Below are 18,639 nucleotides of genomic sequence, written 5' to 3' on the forward strand. Positions count from 1 at the left end.
CGTAGGTCTTCGCCATTACGGTTGTTATTGCCGCAGTCAAGGTCGTCTTCCCGTGATCTACGTGTCCAATCGTGCCCACGTTCACGTGTGGCTTATTCCGTTGAAAGGTCTCTTTTGCCATGATTAAGCTGTTTTGTTTAGTATTGCGTTAAAATAATTATCAAAAATTTTTGACCTGAGCCGATAGTCGGATTTGAACCGACGACCCCTTCCTTACCATGGAAGTGCTCTACCTCTGAGCTATATCGGCGTATCTGAGCGAGCGACCGGAATCGAACCGGCAACATTCACCTTGGAAGGGTGACGCTCTACCAATTGAGCTACGCTCGCTTACGCGTGGGGAGAGCAGGATTCGAACCTGCGAAGTCTTACGACAACAGATTTACAGTCTGCCCCAGTTGGCCGCTTTGGTATCTCCCCAGATCAATAAATCAAATCTCGCTGAGCCAGTGACCGGATTCGAACCGATGACCGACGGTTTACAAAACCGTTGCTCTACCAACTGAGCTACACTGGCTTTTCGCGAAAGACTTCAAAATTAAGTATGATTGCTTTGATTGTCAATATACTTTTGTTAAAAACTTTCACTCTTTTTGTTCATTGCCTCGCGAATTCTTCCCCATGTAAGAAAAATACGCTTTACCGGCAATGAACAGTACAATAAGCCCGATAATTACTTTTCCATAGTTTGAGAGGTACTGCCCGATAATTGGCCAATTGTCACGTATGACCCAGCCCATACCTATTAAAAGACTATTCCATAAAATTGAACTGATGGCGGAACTCAAAATTGTGGGTGTGATTTTCAAATGAGACATACCCGCTGTGAGCGAGATCACCGACCTCGTTCCTGCCAGAAACCTATTGGCGACGACGACTCCCTGCCCCCATCTACTCATCCACTTCTTTCCTCTTTTGAAATATTTATAAGGGATAAAACGAAGTATGAAATGACTTTCCCTATTACTCTCAATTTGCTCCCCCCATTTATGCCCCAACCAATACATGGTCATAAACCCTAAAACAGAAGCGATAATGGTTAAACTCCAAATTGGGAATAACGCGATCACCCCTTCTGCCGCCAAGTATCCTCCAAATGCAACCAACACATCACCCGGCATTGGGGGGATTAAATTTTCAAAATAAGCTACTCCCAAAAAGATAAGGTAAATCCCAGAAGGTGGAACCACGCTGATCCATTCGATAATATTTTGAACGATCTGATCTGCCATTACTCCACTTTGCTTAGAAGAACTACGGCTTGAGCAATAACTCCTTCTTCTCTTCCGGCAAATCCCATTTTTTCAGAAGTTGTTGCCTTCACTGAAATATCATCAATAGGGCAAGTGAGTTGTTTAGCTATACTTTTGCGAATGGTATCTATATAAGGCCTGAGTTTAGGTTGCTCCGCGATTACGGTTGCATCGAGGTTAACCAGCTCATATCCCTTTTGTTTTACCTGGTCATAGCTTTCCTTTAGTAAAATCCGGCTATCAGCATCCTTGTAGGATTCATCGGTATCCGGGAAGAGAGTTCCAATGTCTCCCAGGGCAACTGCCCCTAATAAAGCATCCGTAATCGCATGAAGCAATACGTCTGCATCAGAGTGGCCCAATAAGCCTTTGCTATGAGGGATTTCCACTCCTCCTAGAATCAATTTTCGATCTTTATGAAATTGATGAACATCATATCCATATCCAATTCGAATTGCTTTCATTGACCTGTTCCTAAAATTAACTCCGCAATTTTAAGGTCAACCGGATAGGTGATCTTAAGATTCTCCCGATCCCCCTCTACCATCTGAACCTTACCGCCGATCCGTTCAACCAAAGAAGCGTCATCTGTACCAATGAAATCAGACTCCAATGCAGATTCGTAAGCTTTTCTTAACAATTTCTTCTGAAAAACCTGTGGGGTTTGGGCTTGCCATAAAAATGAACGGTCAGGAGTTTCTTTAATAACGTTTTTATCGTCTACTTGCTTAATAGTGTCTTTAGCAGGAACACCTAAAACTGCCCCTCCATATTCTTCTGCAATATTGCAACACTTTATAATCAACTTTGGCCTTATAAAAGGACGAACAGCGTCATGAACCCCCACAAGAGTTGCTTCATCTGAAATTTCTTTAAGGGCATTATATATGGAGAACTGACGCTTGCTTCCACCTTCCACAACTTTCAAAATGACATCACCGGATATCCGTTCAAACATAGAATGAATATCCGAAATATGATCTTTAGAAGTCGCTATAATTATCTCTGTCAACTCAGGGACTTCCAAAAACCTGGAAATAGTATGTTCAAGGATCGTTCGGCCTCCAACCTTCAAAAAAGGCTTTGGAATATCCGATCCCATTCTCACACCCGACCCTGCCGCCGGTATTATGACCGACAGTTTAGACATAATTTAAAGGATCAGCATTGCATCACCGAAAGTAAACATTCGGTAATTTTCTTTTTTAGCTTCTTCATATGCTTCCATCAAAAAATCATAGCCGGCAAAAGCAGCAGCTAACATCAATCGAGTTGATTCTGGTTGATGGAAGTTAATAATAAGACCTTCAGTGATCTTGAAGTTGTACGGAGGGTAAATAAATTTATCTGTCCACCCGGTTCCCGGCTTAGACATCCCGCTGGCCATTACACTGGTTTCAATGGTGCGAACCGAACTTGATCCGATTGCGATAACTCTGTTTTTCTTTTTCTTTAGGGTCAAATTGATCTTATCGGAAGTATCTTTTGATAAGAAGTAATTATCTGAATCCATTCGATGCTTGGTAAGGTCTTCAACCTCAACATTTCTGAAGATACCCCAACCAATATGAAGAGTGGTTGGCAAGAATTCAACCCCTTTTTTCTCGAGCTTTTTAACTAACTCCGGAGTAAAATGCATTCCTGCTGCAGGAGCGGCAACAGCACCACGCTCTGTTGCAAATATAGTTTGATACCGTTCCTTATCTTCTTCAACAGGCTCCCGTTCTACGTATGGAGGCAAAGGCATTTTCCCTAACTCATCAAGGCGATCATAAAGATCTTGATTCGGCCCTTCATATAAAAAACGGATGGTTCTTCCACGAGATGTCGTATTATCTACAACCTCAGCCATCAGTTCTTCATCTTCTTCTCCAAAATACAACTTGTTGCCGATCCTGATTTTTCGGGCAGGCTCAACCAAAACATCCCACAACTTATTTTCAGGCATCAATTCCCTAAGTAAGAATACTTCAATATCTGCCTCGGTCTTTTCCTTTTTACCATTTAACCTAGCCGGGAAAACCTTAGTATTGTTGTAGATCATAATATCATCTTTATTGATGTATTTATGAATCTCTGAAAAGGTTGTATGTTCAATTGTTTTTTCGGCGCGGTTAAGAACCATTAGTTTTGCTGAATCTCTTTTTTTCAGCGGTTCTTCTGGTATATTAAAGTCGTCAGTTTCGAATTTAAAATCGGTAAGCTTCATTTAGCTAGCTATAGGTTTTGCGGTACTGTTGAAAAGTTGATAAAGATATACTTTTTTTTAAGGGTTTTCAATCAAACACTCCTTTCTCTGTTGTTTATTATTAAAGCCCAATTCGTTATACTTAAAGGTATGCTCTTGCGTTGAATTACAAATTATTTGAGCACCATGAAAAAATTATTACTTACTACTTTCATCTTCTCTGTATTATTGAGCACTCAGTTGTCGGCACAATTGCGAGAAAACCTTTCTAAATCGTATGAATTTTCAGGGCCGATCATAAATAACCAAGCCCCTACTGTGCAAACATGGCTTAATAATTTTTTCCAGAACAATGTGACCATGAGTCATTCATATGCTATGAATTTCGGAGCTGTTGGAGGAAGCTATCAAAATGTGAATTCTTACACGAACACCTTAAACATCGCTTTTTCGGAAGACTTAACTGGTCGTGTTGATGTTTCATTTCTTCACTCTCCATTTGGCGGTTCTGACTTTGTTAATTCTGACAACAATCTTAATGGTGAAGTCATCATCAGAAATGCAGAACTGAATTATCAGATCACCGATAACGCACACATAAGATTTCAATACCAGCAAATGCCTCGCAGTTATGGATTCTTCAATCGCGGTTATGGAATGTTCGACCGCTATGATAGATACAACCCTTGGTACTAGTGCTAACTCATAGTTGATGCCAGAAATTAATAATTCAAAACCTACCGACAGTAAAGAACTTTATTTAAACACAGCCATCGGTTTTCTGAGTGTCCTTTTATTACTTTTACTGGCTGCTCTTTTTACACGCATTATCTATCCGAGAATATTTAACGAGAGAGCTGAATTACAATCAGAGCTAATAAGTGAGATCATACAAATTGAGGTGTTGAACGGTTGTGGTGTTTCAGGTATAGCAAATGCATATACCGGACTTCTTCGCTCAAACGGGTTTGATGTTGTTGAAACAGGTAATTTTGAAACCTTTGACCTACAGGAAACCGTTATCATTTCAAGAAGTGGGGTTATAGATAATGCCTACCGGGTTGCCAGTGCCCTGGGAGTTTCTGAAGACAATGTTATCCAAGAATCTTCACCCGACTTTTATCTTGATGTAAGTGTGATCATTGGCCACGATTATGAAAAACTAAATACAGATTAAATTTTATGACAGATATTAAGGAACCGACTAAACAACAATTCCAAAACTCATACACCGATGATAGTCCTGATTCCCAGGAAATGGTTGAAACCATTACAGAGGCTTTACTAAGCCGGAAGGGTAAAGACATCACCGTACTCGATGTCTCAGAACTCACTACTCTCACCGACTTTTTTGTTGTTTGCCACGGTACCTCAGATGTTCAAATTAAAGCTTTGGCAGACGCTGTTGAAGATGACATGCGAGAAAAAATAGGTGAAAGGGCTTGGAAAAAAGAAGGGTTACAAGGCCGGTCATGGGTTATTCTTGATTTTGTAAATATCGTGGTTCACGTAATGAGCAAAGAAAAAAGAGATTTCTACGGAATCGAACGTATGTGGAATGACGCAAAAGTGACCTACATTAAAGATAATGACGAAGATTAAAAGTTACGTTGAGCTCTTCTAAACCACATATTCTCATCACCGAGCCTATTCCCGAAAAAGCTATTTCCTATTTACAGAAAATTGGAGAAGTAACCGTTGGAGAAAAGGGTACCTATCAGTCTGCAGAGACTCTGATCAATGATATTTCAAGTTATGATGCGCTGCTTTGCATGCTTTCCACACCTGTTTCGGAGAATGTTTTAAGGCAGGGTAAAAAGCTTAAAATCGTTGCAAATTTTGCCGTTGGATATGATAATATTGATATAAAGGCTGCTCAAAAGTATAATATTAAAGTCGCCAATACTCCCGATGTTCTCACTGAAGCCTGCGGAGATTATGCCATGGGATTATTACTTTCCCTTTCCAGAAAATTAAAAGAGGCAGAACAGTATCTCAGAGATGGAAAATTTAATGGATGGGAACCACTTGGTTTTTTAGGTATGGAGCTTCGGGGAAGAACTTTGGGGATCATAGGCATGGGAAGGATTGGGCAGGCCTTTGCTCATCGCGCCCGTGCTTTTGGAATGAAGATCATTTATCACAATCGCTCTCTCATAGCGCCGGAAATCCAGCAAAAACTGGACGCTACTTATATCCCTGACCACAAAGAGCTCGCCGCAAAAAGTGATGTACTTAGCTTAAATTGCCCGCTTACCAAGGAAACACATCACCTTGTAGATGAGGCGTTATTAAAGCTAATGCCTGAACACGCCCTTTTAGTCAATATCTCAAGGGGGGCTGTAATTGATGAAGAAGCTTTAGCTAACGCTCTTCATAATAATATCATAGCCGGAGCCGCATTGGATGTTTTTGAAGAGGAACCTGACGTTCACCCTAAATTACTCACTGCCCCTAATACGCTTTTACTTCCTCATATAGCCAGCGCTACTCATAGAACAAGAGAGGCCATCGGGATGTTGGCAGCCAAAGCGATCTCTTCAGTATTGGAAGGCAAGCCAGATCCTGAAATACCAAACTTGATTAGCCGTTAAATAACGCTCATATTCGTTTTTAATTTATGAGTAGCGCTATCTTGAAATCTCCCATACAAAATAAGACCTGGTTACTTACGCTCTTGCTCACTCTTTTAGCTTTGGGGTATGGATTGTTTGAGATATGGGCGGAACATAGTGGACCCGATGAATCCCAAAAAGCTGTTTTGGCTAATGAATCAATTAACAGTGCACTACAGCAATATTCTAAGTTTGAAGCAGATTTTTTATTCCAAAGCAATAAATTTTATGAGTCTGCTAAACAACAACTAGAGGAAGGTGCAGACTTAGAGTTTCTCACGGAAGTAGCAACTAAGAATCATGATTTTTGGGGGATGTCATTATTCAAAGATCAAGAACTTATTCTTTGGACTGATTTCGGAGCCAGAAATTTACCTCTTAATTCAGACAAAATTGAGTCGGGGCCTTTTTTAACCATTGACCGTGAAAATAACGTTACGTTCTTAAGTTATCGGGCCTCATTGGTTATCGAAGACAGCGACTCTGCCTCCTCGTACGTTTTACTTACTCGTAAAAAGATACAGCAAGAAAATATTTTACCTATAGGAAATGCCTCAGAACTATCCCCTTCTAACCTTTTTCAAATAGGCTACAGTTATCCGGTTCGGTTTAGTTTTTTTGAGCCCCCTCCACAGAACCCACAGTTCAGCAGTACTCTCTCAACCCATAGTGTTGACTCTGTGGGAGTTCTATATACACTTGAGGAAGATTTTGCGACCTATCAAAATTCAAAACAGAATCAATTCTTTATCTATCGTGCGATCTTTTATGCTTTACTCATCTCATTGATCGCTCTTTTTTTGATCTCTTTTTCCCGTGAATTGAGTACCTGGAATTCACTATTTCTTAAACTTTTTGCTCTTATCTCTGCATGGCTTTTTTTCTCAAACATTGAATACGGAGTAGGGTGGATTGAACTTTTCAGTACAATTGGAGGCGACGATACTTTTGCTTTAACCCTCCTTATCAGATACTGTATTCATGCAGTTTTTATTTTCCTGATCACCCTTGTTTGCTTAAAACCCCTCAGCTCCGCTAAGCTCAACTTAGAGGAAACTTCAATAATCATCCTCCCTGTAATAAATTTCTTTTTTGGTCTTTTAAGTTCGTTCCTGATTTTCTTTTTTCTTACAGAAACCTACTCATTATTTTTACAGTCGTCTATTCCAGTATTAGACCTGGAGATTTTTCCTGGTTGGCTTACACTCCTGTTCTATGTTGCATCAGGTGTTTTTACCATTTCTGCAATAACACTGCTAACTTTACTTGGAAGATTTTTACTGGATCTAAGCCAGAAATTATATTTCATTCCTTTAGGGGTCATGTCATTGGGTTTCATTTCAGGTCTGCTCATGGTCATTGGCTTTAAATTATACCCCGCCTATTCTGGGTGGATCTTATTAGGAGCCATCTTCTTTTTTATCCTAATTTTGGTTTCAATTTTACTAGCCTTTCGCAGGCCTAAAGTTATTTCTGAAGGTTCCAGACTTCGATTATTTCTGCTTTACAGCTTCATTGCAGTCTGCATATCATATGTAGCCGTTTATCAAGGATATTCAGATCGGCTTAATGACCAAATGAATCAGGCGGCTCAGCTATTTATTGATGAGGAGGCAACGGAAGCTGAGCGGATAGTAAGAGACCTCCTTACAAGTTTGGAGCAATCTGTTTCGGTTATTTCAGCTCAAGACCTTACAGAGCGACCCGCTTTTGTCGCAAACCTTTTTACCCAGCAAACACAAAGATTGATATCTGAAGAATGGGAGCGTTTTTCAATATCCACACAGTTGGTAAATAATGAAGGAGAGATCATAGGTGAATATTCATCGAATCTCGACTCCCCTGCATGGACCCGGGCTTTTAACATGCGCTCGTTGGTGATCCCGTTTCAAGAAGAACAAATCCGTATAAATAATCTTCGGCCTATAGTACGGGAAAGACCCCTTAATGAAGCGAACTCCAATTATTCTTCTTTCCGAAGAGCCTGGATCCCGCTTTATGAACGGGGCAATTCTAATCTTCGGATAGGCTGGATATTATGCTCAGTTTATCGCGAGCGGCCACAATTTGAGAAACCACTTCGCGCAGTCATTGCATACGAAAGTACTAAAAACTGGAATGCATCCATCAGTATCACCGAATATATTGACGGGCGTTCTGCCAGAAGGAACGTAGTCGGCCCCCCGCTTGAACTCCCGGGATATGTACAGCTATCTGAAAACCTCAAAGAACAGATACAGAGAGACTCTGTTGTTTTTCGAGTATCTGGAAATGAACAAGAACAGGTACGTGAGTTGTTCATAGCTACTTCAAATGAACAGATCATAAGAGCCGCTACCAAAAATCCAAGGATTGATAATCACTTATTTTCCGTACTTAGGTTCTTTTTTACTGTCTTGATAGCCGGATTGTTTGTTTTGGGGACGGTCTTCTGGAAAAGCGATATACACATTTTAGGACATAATCGCAGATTCCGAGACCGGCTGATTGACCGTTTTATTTTTGCCTCACTTATTTGTTTAATGGCATTAATTACTACTACCTACTATGCCATAAAAGATCAAAATCAAAAGTCCGTTCAGGATCAGCTCTTAAGCAAGCTTGATAATCTGACTGAAGCTGTATCTGAATTTGAGTTACAATCATCCGGCGGGGAACAAATTCCATTGAATCAATTAACATCAACACTGGATGCAGATGCTTCACTCTATAAGAATAAATTAGTTGATATATCTACTACCGGACAAATATACAGCCAACATCTGATTCCTCGTTTAATTCCATGGAGTGTTTATGAATCCATTTACTTTAAAGGTAATGCGCAGGTTACCCGAAAGGTTGTTCTGGGCGATCAGCAACTACTTATAGGATATCAGCCCTGGATTGACAAAGATTCAAAAATTGCAGGTGTAGTTTCCATTCCCACATTTTTAGAAGCCCCTAAATTCATTGAACAGGTACTTTCAACAACCAGTTTCCTGCTCGGTCTATATGTAATCATTTTTGGGCTTTTCATTCTTGGTGCGGCATTGATCTCAACGCAGTTAACTACTCCACTTGAAGCATTAAGAGAGGGCTTGAAGAAAATATCCGGCGGAGACCTTGAGACTACCTTACCCGTTAAAAGTCAGGATGAGATCGGCTCACTTACCAATGCGTATAATGTTATGGTTTACCGACTGAAAGATCTTCAGAATGATCTTGCTAAAGCTGAACGAGAAGCTGCATGGAAAGAGATGGCTCAACAAGTGGCGCACGAAATCAAAAACCCGCTTACTCCGATGAAATTAAATCTTCAGCATCTGGAGCGGCAATTAAAAACAAGCGGTGAAGATTTTAACGAGTTAAAGCCAAACATCGAAAAAATTGCCGCAAATATGATCGGGCAGATCGAATCTTTAAACAGGATCGCTTCCGACTTTTCCAAGTTTGCCCGTCCAACTGAGCAAGAATTTTCTCCGGTTGAAATGAACGGGCTGCTCACCTCCATTGCTGAGCTTTATGCTGCCGAAGAGTCTGTCACCATAAAAACCCAATTATTCGGTGAAGAACTTTGGGTACAAGGAGCAGAAGATGAACTTCGAAGAGTATTCGTTAATCTCGTTAAAAATGCTCTTGAAGCTATCAATAATGAGGGAAGGATCACCCTATCTTCTGAATTGGATAAAGACCGGAACAGCATTTTCATTCATGTAGAAGACAATGGCTCCGGGATTCCTGAAGAGAGCAGAGATCAGATCTTCGTGCCCAATTTTTCAACAAAATCCAGTGGAACAGGATTAGGATTGGCCATCACAAAAAAAATTATTGGGGAGCATGAGGGCAGTATCTCATTCACATCCAAGGCAGGGGAAGGCACCATCTTCACTATTGAGCTTCCTCATAAAGAGTAGCTTCGATACACCATACTTACTTAATTATTTAGATAAAAGTTTGTCGCATTTCGTGCAAATTTGTCCGTACCTTTTGGGCCTTCCGTTATGAAAAATTCCCATCAAGAAATAAAGAAAGAAGGGCTAAAGCTATTAACTATAGGCAGCCCCATTATTGCAACCCAGCTGATCAGCATGGGCTTGAACTTCACCGACACGGTGATGGCCGGAAATCTCTCTGCCTTAGATCTGGCTGCTGTTGCAATAGGAAATGCCATGTATATGCCCATCGGTGTATTCTGTATGGCTACACTGATCGCCATTAATCCGATCGTCTCACAGTTTTTGGGGGCTCGTAAATTTGTAGAGATCGGAAAGAGTGCACGGCAGATGTTTTGGCTGATACTGATGCTGTCTATCCCTGCATTTTTTCTGCTCAGAAATCTGGAGGGTTTAATGATATGGATCGATGTGACTCCTGAGATCATTCCCATTGCAGATGGATACCTTAAAGCAATATCCTGGGGTATTTTACCTCTGTTGGTCTATGCAGGATTCAGGTATTTCAGTGAAGGACTCTCGGTCACCAAACCGGCTATGTATGTTGCATCAGCAGCATTGCTTATAAATATCGGGGCAAACTATGTACTCATGTACGGTAAACTTGGCTTTCCTCAGCTTGGGGCTGTTGGAACAGGATATGCAACTGCCATAGTATGCTTCTTTGCAGCCATTGTGTTCATTGCCTTTACAGCCTCATTCAAACCATTTAAAAGGTTCAATATTTTTGCACGCACTAAAGGCCCTGAGTGGGAATATATTGGTGAACTAATAAAAGTGGGAGTTCCCAATGGTGTCAGTTCTTCAATGGAGGTCATGTTATTTGCAGCCGTTAGTTTATTGATGGGAACTCTAAGTGTAAAAGTTGCTGCTGCACATCAGATTGCTATTAATGTTGCCGCTACCATGTTTATGATCCCATTCGGGCTTTCAATGGCTATTTCTCAGCGTGTCGGGTTTTCTATCGGGCAGGGTTCCATGGAAAAAGCCCGCTTCAGAGGATTTATAGGTATCGCAATTTGTGCGGGAGTTATGACCCTTACAGCTCTACTTCTTTTTATTTTTCCTGATTTCATTATAAGCATTTATACCGATGATAAAGAAGTAGCCATGGTTGCCGTATCCCTGATCTTTTTGGCTGCAGTTTTTCAAATCTCAGACGGCCTTCAAGTGGGTGCATTTGGCGCGCTTCGCGGATTGAAAGACACAAGAATACCGATGGTCGTTAATTTTATTTCATACTGGATCGTTGGCTTTCCCATCGGTTACCTGCTTGGCATTACACTTGAGGTTGGCCCCGAAGGACTCTGGGTCGGACTTATTAGCGGATTAACAGTAGCAGCCATTCTTCACAATTACAGGTTCAACAAACTCACCAAAAAGAAGAATAGATTCACGGCTACCTGAATGAACTCTACTGACAATGGGTTTGGATAACACACATAAATTGTTATTCTGAGTCATGCCTGTTTTTATTCACGATGTTACAACTTCCACACCCCCATTTTCCAGCGATCAACAACAGATTCGCGAGGTTATGAAGGAGCATATTGGTTCCGACCGAAAAACCCAGGCTATTATTCATCGAATTTATTCTCAATCCGGGATCGAAAAAAGACATTCTGTGATCGAAGATTTTACAGCCAATGAAAATGGCTCCCTTTTCTTTAATGGAAAGGCAAAAACTGATCCCGGAACCGCAGCAAGAAATAAGGTCTATGAGAAGGAATCCAAGAAGCTGTTCGTGGATACGGCCCGTCAGTTACTTGCCGACAATGCTCATATCTCTTCCGAAGAGATCACCCACGTGATCACGGTTTCATGTACCGGTTTTTTTGCTCCCGGTCCAGATTATGAGATCGTAAAAGCTTTAAAACTTGATCCCTCAACTCAAAGATATCATGTGGGCTTTATGGGATGTTATGCAGCCTTTCCGGCTATGAAAATGGCACAATCTTTTTGCATATCTGATCCTGATGCCGTCGTGTTAGTGGTAAGTGCAGAACTTTGTACACTCCATTTTCAGTTCAAGAATGATGTTGATAATTTACTTTCCGGCTCGGTGTTTGCAGACGGAGCTGCAGGTATGCTCATCTCATCTAAAGAGCCCAAGAAACAAAGTTTTAAGATCGATCAGTTTGCCTCTTCTTTAGTACAAAAAGGGGAAAAGGATATGGCCTGGACCATCGGTGATTCCGGTTTTGATATGATTCTATCCACCTACGTACCCGACATCATTCGTGATAACCTGCAGCCTGCAATTCAGCCTCTTTATGATAAATATGAACTTTCAGCAAAGGACATTGACTTTTGGGCAGTCCATCCCGGTGGGCGTGCTATTTTAGACAAGATCGAAACCGCAATGGAGCTGGAACCCGAACAAATTTCGGCCTCCCGCAAAACACTCGCTAATTACGGAAATATGAGCAGTGCCACTATTTTATTTGTATTAAAGGAACTGTTAAATACTAACCTGTCCGCTGATCAGAATATTTTATCAATGGCTTTTGGTCCAGGCCTTACTATTGAAAGCGGGTTATTTTCCGTCTATCATCCTAAATAAAATTACATGTCTTCTTTCCTGTCAAAAAGAACACCTTCTCTTGTGGAACACATGGATAGGGATGATTGTAACCCTGTATTGCTTAAAAACACATACAAACAATTTCCGGTCATAAACCGACTGCTATCTCAATGGCATCGTGTTTATAAGAATGAGATCCTGCCTTTTGTAAAGCAGCATCGAACTTACTCCCTTCTTGATATTGGTTTTGGAGGAGGAGATATCCCCATAAAACTTGCACAATGGGCTAAAAGAGATGGGATCCAGCTCAACATTACTGCCATTGATACGGACCGGCGGGCGTATGAATTTGCTACCTCAAAATACCCGGAAGGATTGGTTACATGGAAGCATGTTTCAACGAAAGTTCTTTCACAGAAAAAGCAAAAATTTGATTTTGTGATCTCCAATCATCTGCTGCATCACCTTCAGGATGGTGAGATTTTAACTCTTCTAAAGGAAGCAAAAAGCCTGTCAACCGGAAAGATCATTTTTAGTGATATTGAACGCAGTAAGACCGGATATGCATTGTTCAATGTTTTTTCCAGGGTATTCTTCAGGCATTCGTTTATTACCAAAGATGGATTGATATCCATAAGAAGAAGTTTTACCCGGGAAGAACTTACAAACATTGTTCCAGCCGATTGGAAAGTAAAAAGGATGTTTCCATTTCGTTTATTACTGATTCATGAAAAATCCTGAAGACCACATTGATGTACTTATAATTGGCGGAGGGCCTGTTGGTCTGTTTCTTGCTATTTCTTTACTGAAAGAAGGCATTCATTGTCAGGTTCTCGAGAAACGAAGAGATCCGATTCCTGATTCCCGGTCTTTGGGAATTCACCCTGTTTCCCTTGAGCTTTTTGACGAATTGGGAATTACAGCTCCGTTTTTAGAATCCGGGCTAAAGATCAAAAAGGGCATCGCCCATACCGGTCTTAAAAAACTTGGTGAGATCTCTTTTGAGCAATGCCCGGGGCCTCACAATTATATTTTAGCTTGCCCTCAATTCACTACAGAAAAAATACTGCGGAATGAGTTACAGAAACTTGATGAAAGAGCATTGATCACGGGCGCCGAATTTCTGGAATTTAGCAAAAACAACCATTCATTGAATGTCAGCTACAGATCAGATGAGAACAAACTTCATAATGTAAAAACAAACTGGTTGATTGGTTGTGATGGTAAGAATAGCTTAGTTCGACAAAAGGCATCTATTCATTATTCAGGCAAGCGATATCATGACACCTACATTATGGGAGATTTTGACGATACGACAGACTTTGGCGACGATGCTGCTGTATTTTTACCTAAAGATGGATTGATAGAATGCTTCCCGCTGCCAAGCGGAATGAGAAGGTGGGTTATAAAAACGGACTCCTACATTAAAAAACCTACTCAGGAAGATATTGCTACACTTGTAAAAGATCGGCTCGGCTATAACCTTCATTCCATTGAGAGCACCATGATAAGCAGTTTTGGTGTACAACATTTTATGGCAGAAACCTTTGCAAAAGGACGGGTGATTCTTGCAGGTGATGCAGCTCATGTGGTAAGCCCCATTGGAGGTCAGGGTATGAATTCTGGCTGGCTTGACTGTCGGGAGATCCTAAGAATATTCAAACAGAACAGGCAAGGCGCAGAAGGAAATAACATCGAGCCCAAATCATTTAACTCTTATTCTGAAAAGCAGAAAAAGGTTGTTAGAAAAGTAGCAAGGAGGGCAGAAATAAATATGGCACTGGGGAGAAAACGATCTATTCCGGCTTTGAGAAATTTGTTTATTCAAGGGGTACTCAGATCGCCACTTAAAAACAAGATAGCAGAACTTTTCACAATGCGCGGTTTAGAGCATTGGTGGGTCTAAACCGGAAACTTTAATAAGCAGGCTGCTCCAATTTCAGGATTTTCTTTAAAACTTATTTCTGCCTTTAGTTTTCTTGCTAGAGCTTTCAATATAAAATGTCCGGTTGGTTTTGTGGAAGAATTATCACCCTGATCTTGAAAGCCAATACCGTTGTCTGCTACAATAAGTACAATTTCATTATTGGGTGCTTCCTTGAGCGTAACCACAATTTCTCCACCTCTCTTCCCTTCAAAAGCATGCTTATATGCATTGGTCAATAACTCATTTACGATCATTCCACACAACATTGCCCGATTCGCATCCAGGTCTGTTTCCTCAATAGAAGACTGTATATAGATCTCCTTTTCAGGATCTTTAAAAACTTTCTCAATATTCTGAATTACTGAACCCAGATATTTGCTAAGAACAATCTGGTCTATCTCATCTTGATCGTACAGCAGGGAATGAGCAATAGCAACTGCCCGAAGTCTGGAATTAGCTGCACTTATTGCCCGCCGTGATTTAGAGTCAGATAATTCATTTAGATCAAACTCTAACAGTGCACAAATCGTAGAAAGGTTATTCTTTAAACGATGGTGGATCTCAGCAATTTGAACTTCTCTATCGTGCAGCCTACCCTTCATACTCTCATATTCTCTGGATCGCTCGATGGCACTGGAAGCATGCAATGCTAACGATTCAAACATAGCTACATCCTCATTCACAAATGGTTTGCCATCTTTTCTATTGATAGCCTGAAGAACCCCAAATGCTTCTCCATGCTCATTTCGAAGAGGCACACAGATAATATTTTTAGTAGTAAAATCATCGGTCAGATCTTTCCAAAAAATATCACTTTCTGTTACATCATTGGAAATAAAAGGCTGATTATAGGAGATCACCCAGCCGCCAATACCTTTACTTTTAGGGATAGCCATCCCCATGATCTTATCTTTAACCGGTCCGGTAGGAATACTCACATTAAGGTCGCCGGTCATCTCATCCAAAAGCATTAATGAGCTTGCTTCCGCATTCATTACAACCTTGGCCGCCTCCATGCAATTATAAAGAACTCCCTTAAGTTCCAGCGTTCTGTTTATCCCTTCAACGACATGCAAGAGAAGACTGTCTTTTGCTGACTTTCCTATATCCGATTGGATAATATTTGTGTGTTTTTTGCTAATAATTATACCCGAATAAAATTTTAGAGCTTAAATATATAAAAAATTCGCCTTTTTTCACCCGAATATGACTTATATAAAAAAAGCGCAGCCAAAATGACTGCGCTTTTACCTTCAGAATAATTTTCTGATTGCTTTAGGCTTTGCTGTTCTTGAGGTAATCAAGAAGTACCGTATGCAGAATTCCACCATTGCGGTAGTAATCAACTTCTACCGGGGTGTCGATTCGGCAATCGGTTGTAAATTCGATCACTTCACCGCTTTCTTTAGTGGCAGTCACTTTGATCTCATCACGAGCCTGAACACTATCATCCACGTGAACGTCAAATGTCTCAGAACCATCTAAACCTAAGGTATCAGCACTTTCTCCTTCTTTAAATTGAAGTGGAAGTACTCCCATCTGTATCAGGTTAGAACGGTGAATTCGCTCATATGAAGTAGCGATCACTGCTTCCACTCCGAGAAGTGCCGTTCCCTTGGCAGCCCAGTCACGAGATGATCCCGTACCGTACTGCTTACCGGCAAGTGCAACAAGCGGTGTGTTGGATTCTTTGTATTTCAGAGACGCATCATAGATCGTTGTGATCTCATCATCCGGGAAATACTTCGTGAATCCACCTTCCGTTCCGGGTGCTAATTGATTCTTGAAACGAACGTTTGCAAATGTTCCTCGTGTCATTACACGGTCGTTACCGCGACGTGAACCGTAAGAGTTAAAATCAGCTTTCTCTACACCGTGATCTTTCAGGTAAATACCTGCCGGAGAATCCTCATCGATATTTCCTGCCGGAGAAATGTGATCGGTTGTAATGGAGTCACCCACCTTCACCAAAGCTCGTGCTCCCTTAATCGGCTTGATCGGCTCAGGATCTTCACTCATTCCCATAAAGAACGGAGGTTCCTGAATGTAAGTTGATTCCTCACTCCAGTTAAATAAATCTCCTCCTGATACCGGAATTTCTTCCCAGGTTGGAGATTCAAAAATATCGCCATACATCTTATCAAAAAGCTCCGGACGAATGGCGGCATCAAGATGCTCTGCAATTTCTGCCGTTGTTGGCCAGATATCTTTCAGATATACATCGTTTCCATCCTTGTCTTTTCCAAGAGGCTCGGTGGCAAGATCGATATCTACGCTTCCGGCTAGTGCATAAGCAACAACCAACGGAGGTGAAGCCAGATAATTTGCTTTCACATACGGATGGATACGTCCTTCAAAGTTTCGATTTCCTGAAAGAACTCCGGCTGCGATCAGATCGCCTTCTTTAATGGCCTTCTCAACCGCCTCAGGTAGCGGACCGGAGTTACCGATACACGTTGTGCATCCGTAACCTACCAGGTTAAACCCAAGCTTATCCATGTACTCGGTTAAACCGGCTTCATTTAAATACTCGGTTACGACACGTGAACCCGGTGCCAGTGATGTTTTCACATAAGCCGGAACTTTAAGTCCTTTTTCATAGGCTTTCTTGGCAACAATACCCGCACCCAGCATTACACTTGGGTTGGAAGTGTTGGTACAGGAAGTGATTGCGGCAATTACCACATCACCGTGTTTCATCTCAATTTCCTGACCGTTCTTATAAATACCTTTATTAGCCAGTTTTTCCTGAGCAAGATTGAATCCCATGGTAGGATTATCACATGTCAGAGAGTTTTCGAAAGCCTTTTTCATATTGCCTAATGCAATACGGTCGTGCGGAAGTTTTGGTCCTGCAAGCGAAGTTTCTACGGTACTCAGATCTAATTCCAAAGTAGAAGAAAATTCAGGATCAGGAGTATCATCGGTTCTGTATAAGCCCTGAGCTTTGGTATAATTCTCTACCAACTGCACCAGTTCTTCCGATCGTCCGGTTCTTCTCATGTATCGCAGTGCCTCTTCATCGATTGGGAAGAAGCCCATGGTAGCTCCATATTCAGGAGCCATATTCGCGATGGTTGCACGATCTGGCAAACTCATGTTACTGAGTCCGTCTCCATAAAATTCTACAAACTTACCTACCACGCCATGCTGACGAAGCATCTGGGTTACGGTAAGTGTTAAGTCTGTTGCTGTTACTCCCTCACGAAGTTTTCCGGTCAATTTCATTCCGGTCACTTCAGGAACCAGCATGGAAATAGGCTGTCCAAGCATGGCTGCTTCCGCCTCAATTCCACCAACACCCCAGCCTAAAATTCCAAGTCCGTTGATCATAGTAGTGTGAGAATCGGTTCCCACCAGGGTATCGGGATAAGCGGTTGTGGAACCGTCGGCCTCTTTTCGGGTGAAAACACCGCGACCTAAATATTCGAGATTTACCTGGTGTACAATTCCACGTCCCGGAGGTACCACACGGAAATTATCAAATGCCTCTTTACCCCACTTCAGAAATTCATAGCGCTCATTATTACGCTCCATCTCTTTTTCAACATTGAACATGAGTGCAGCGTCCTGTCCGAACATATCCACCTGAACAGAGTGGTCAATAACCAGATCAACCGGAACCTGAGGGTTGATGTCGGTGGCTTTTCCACCCATGCGCTTCATAGCAGAACGGAGAGCTGCCAAGTCAACAACGGCAGGTACACCGGTAAAATCCTGAAGAACTACCCGTGATGGTTTAAAGGGAATTTCACCCTGGGGATCTTTGGCATTATAGTTTGCCAGTGCTTCAATGTCTTTTTCAGTAACCGCATAGCCGTCAAATTCACGAAGAACGGCCTCCAATAATATTTTTACGGAAAAGGGCAGCTTGGCAATATTATCATATCCCTGCTCCTTTAATTTTTCCAGGCTGTATAGGAAGGCTTTGCCTGAACCGGTTTCAAATTCTACTCTGGTTTTCTTTAGTTTGTCGCTCATTATTATCTCGATTTAGATTTTCTTTCTCCTTATCCCCAAAGGTACCAATTTTTTTGGGCTTTGTCTTTAGCAAGTATCTATTGTGATTATCAATTTACGTGATTTAGTAAAACAGCTTATAAATTCTCCCTTTTTGAGTAACCGACCCCTAATTACTAACACCAATTATACATTACTGTTTTTTTATGCAATCTGATATTGATATCTACGATAATTACT

Annotated in this window: 16 protein-coding genes and 4 tRNA genes; 9 read left to right on the plus strand and 11 right to left on the minus strand. The window is 41.3% G+C overall.

All coding sequences use genetic code 11. The features are described from left to right. From ACFSVN_RS00005 to queA, 9 genes are all read right to left on the minus strand, one after another. Positions 1-121 (minus strand): GTP-binding protein (locus ACFSVN_RS00005; protein ID WP_390297298.1); only part of this gene is annotated, 121 nt, incomplete at its 3' end. Positions 122-178: 57 nt separating this feature from the next. Continuing rightward, a tRNA-Thr gene (locus ACFSVN_RS00010) sits at positions 179-250 on the minus strand. Positions 251-257: 7 nt separating this feature from the next. Beyond that, positions 258-330, minus strand: a tRNA-Gly gene (locus ACFSVN_RS00015). A gap of 7 nt (positions 331-337) precedes the next feature. Beyond that, a tRNA-Tyr gene (locus ACFSVN_RS00020) sits at positions 338-420 on the minus strand. Between the two features lie 24 nt (positions 421-444). Next, a tRNA-Thr gene (locus tag ACFSVN_RS00025) sits at positions 445-517 on the minus strand. Between the two features lie 67 nt (positions 518-584). Beyond that, complete coding sequence (locus tag ACFSVN_RS00030) at positions 585-1,232, minus strand: DedA family protein (RefSeq protein WP_390296712.1); 648 nt, start codon at positions 1,230-1,232, stop codon at positions 585-587. After that, the gene (ispF, locus tag ACFSVN_RS00035; RefSeq protein WP_390296715.1) at positions 1,232-1,717 is read right to left on the minus strand and encodes a 2-C-methyl-D-erythritol 2,4-cyclodiphosphate synthase; all 486 of its coding nucleotides are present in this window, start codon (positions 1,715-1,717) and stop codon (positions 1,232-1,234) included. Before ispF ends, ACFSVN_RS00030 begins: the two co-directional genes overlap by 1 nt. Then, complete coding sequence (ispD, locus tag ACFSVN_RS00040) at positions 1,714-2,403, minus strand: 2-C-methyl-D-erythritol 4-phosphate cytidylyltransferase (RefSeq protein ID WP_390296718.1); 690 nt, start codon at positions 2,401-2,403, stop codon at positions 1,714-1,716. Before ispD ends, ispF begins: the two co-directional genes overlap by 4 nt. Before the next feature lie 3 nt (positions 2,404-2,406). After that, positions 2,407-3,462 (minus strand): tRNA preQ1(34) S-adenosylmethionine ribosyltransferase-isomerase QueA, encoded by a 1,056-nt coding sequence (gene queA / locus ACFSVN_RS00045; protein WP_390296721.1) that lies wholly within the window; start codon positions 3,460-3,462, stop codon positions 2,407-2,409. Between the two features lie 165 nt (positions 3,463-3,627). On the opposite strand from queA, the gene ACFSVN_RS00050 reads away from it, so the two are divergent. The 9 genes from ACFSVN_RS00050 (at position 3,628) to ACFSVN_RS00090 (ending at position 14,418) form a co-directional block, all read left to right on the plus strand. After that, a complete protein-coding gene (locus ACFSVN_RS00050) occupies positions 3,628-4,137 on the plus strand; it encodes a hypothetical protein (RefSeq protein ID WP_390296724.1) in 510 nt (169 codons plus the stop codon). Between the two features lie 16 nt (positions 4,138-4,153). Then, on the plus strand, positions 4,154-4,618 hold the full coding sequence (locus tag ACFSVN_RS00055) for a LytR C-terminal domain-containing protein (protein ID WP_390296727.1): 465 nt from the start codon (positions 4,154-4,156) through the stop codon (positions 4,616-4,618). A 5-nt stretch (positions 4,619-4,623) separates the two neighbouring features. Continuing rightward, the gene (gene rsfS / locus ACFSVN_RS00060; RefSeq protein ID WP_390296730.1) at positions 4,624-5,043 is read left to right on the plus strand and encodes a ribosome silencing factor; all 420 of its coding nucleotides are present in this window, start codon (positions 4,624-4,626) and stop codon (positions 5,041-5,043) included. Between the two features lie 8 nt (positions 5,044-5,051). After that, entirely contained in the window at positions 5,052-6,035 is a 984-nt protein-coding gene (locus tag ACFSVN_RS00065; protein ID WP_390296733.1) for a 2-hydroxyacid dehydrogenase, read from the plus strand. A gap of 26 nt (positions 6,036-6,061) precedes the next feature. After that, positions 6,062-9,949 (plus strand): sensor histidine kinase, encoded by a 3,888-nt coding sequence (locus ACFSVN_RS00070; RefSeq protein WP_390296736.1) that lies wholly within the window; start codon positions 6,062-6,064, stop codon positions 9,947-9,949. Between the two features lie 87 nt (positions 9,950-10,036). Continuing rightward, positions 10,037-11,395 (plus strand): MATE family efflux transporter, encoded by a 1,359-nt coding sequence (locus ACFSVN_RS00075; protein ID WP_390296739.1) that lies wholly within the window; start codon positions 10,037-10,039, stop codon positions 11,393-11,395. A 55-nt stretch (positions 11,396-11,450) separates the two neighbouring features. Continuing rightward, positions 11,451-12,551 (plus strand): type III polyketide synthase, encoded by a 1,101-nt coding sequence (locus ACFSVN_RS00080; RefSeq protein ID WP_390296742.1) that lies wholly within the window; start codon positions 11,451-11,453, stop codon positions 12,549-12,551. A gap of 6 nt (positions 12,552-12,557) precedes the next feature. Continuing rightward, complete coding sequence (locus ACFSVN_RS00085; protein WP_390296745.1) at positions 12,558-13,253, plus strand: methyltransferase domain-containing protein; 696 nt, start codon at positions 12,558-12,560, stop codon at positions 13,251-13,253. Next, positions 13,240-14,418, plus strand: a complete 1,179-nt coding sequence (locus ACFSVN_RS00090; RefSeq protein WP_390296748.1) for an FAD-dependent oxidoreductase — start codon at positions 13,240-13,242, stop codon at positions 14,416-14,418. Before ACFSVN_RS00085 ends, ACFSVN_RS00090 begins: the two co-directional genes overlap by 14 nt. Here the strand turns inward: ACFSVN_RS00090 and ACFSVN_RS00095 are convergent. Then, the gene (locus ACFSVN_RS00095; RefSeq protein WP_390296751.1) at positions 14,415-15,515 is read right to left on the minus strand and encodes a histidine kinase dimerization/phosphoacceptor domain -containing protein; all 1,101 of its coding nucleotides are present in this window, start codon (positions 15,513-15,515) and stop codon (positions 14,415-14,417) included. The two genes, ACFSVN_RS00090 and ACFSVN_RS00095, sit on opposite strands and share 4 nt — an antisense overlap. A gap of 199 nt (positions 15,516-15,714) precedes the next feature. Next, positions 15,715-18,420 (minus strand): aconitate hydratase AcnA, encoded by a 2,706-nt coding sequence (gene acnA / locus ACFSVN_RS00100; RefSeq protein ID WP_390296754.1) that lies wholly within the window; start codon positions 18,418-18,420, stop codon positions 15,715-15,717. Positions 18,421-18,639: the final 219 nt, after the last annotated feature.

It is taken from the genome of Gracilimonas halophila (assembly GCF_042684365.1).
Classification (GTDB): domain Bacteria; phylum Bacteroidota; class Rhodothermia; order Balneolales; family Balneolaceae; genus Gracilimonas; species Gracilimonas halophila.

Excerpts from the sequence above, each read along its gene's own strand:
- ACFSVN_RS00030 (WP_390296712.1), bottom strand. The coding sequence starts at position 1,232 with ATGGCAGATCAGATCGTTCAAAATATTATCGAATGGATCAGCGTGGTT.
- ispF (WP_390296715.1), bottom strand. The coding sequence starts at position 1,717 with ATGAAAGCAATTCGAATTGGATATGGATATGATGTTCATCAATTTCAT.
- ispD (WP_390296718.1), bottom strand. The coding sequence starts at position 2,403 with ATGTCTAAACTGTCGGTCATAATACCGGCGGCAGGGTCGGGTGTGAGA.
- queA (WP_390296721.1), bottom strand. The coding sequence starts at position 3,462 with ATGAAGCTTACCGATTTTAAATTCGAAACTGACGACTTTAATATACCA.
- ACFSVN_RS00050 (WP_390296724.1), top strand. The coding sequence starts at position 3,628 with ATGAAAAAATTATTACTTACTACTTTCATCTTCTCTGTATTATTGAGC.
- ACFSVN_RS00055 (WP_390296727.1), top strand. The coding sequence starts at position 4,154 with ATGCCAGAAATTAATAATTCAAAACCTACCGACAGTAAAGAACTTTAT.
- rsfS (WP_390296730.1), top strand. The coding sequence starts at position 4,624 with ATGACAGATATTAAGGAACCGACTAAACAACAATTCCAAAACTCATAC.
- ACFSVN_RS00070 (WP_390296736.1), top strand. The coding sequence starts at position 6,062 with ATGAGTAGCGCTATCTTGAAATCTCCCATACAAAATAAGACCTGGTTA.
- ACFSVN_RS00075 (WP_390296739.1), top strand. The coding sequence starts at position 10,037 with ATGAAAAATTCCCATCAAGAAATAAAGAAAGAAGGGCTAAAGCTATTA.
- ACFSVN_RS00080 (WP_390296742.1), top strand. The coding sequence starts at position 11,451 with ATGCCTGTTTTTATTCACGATGTTACAACTTCCACACCCCCATTTTCC.
- ACFSVN_RS00085 (WP_390296745.1), top strand. The coding sequence starts at position 12,558 with ATGTCTTCTTTCCTGTCAAAAAGAACACCTTCTCTTGTGGAACACATG.
- ACFSVN_RS00090 (WP_390296748.1), top strand. The coding sequence starts at position 13,240 with ATGAAAAATCCTGAAGACCACATTGATGTACTTATAATTGGCGGAGGG.
- acnA (WP_390296754.1), bottom strand. The coding sequence starts at position 18,420 with ATGAGCGACAAACTAAAGAAAACCAGAGTAGAATTTGAAACCGGTTCA.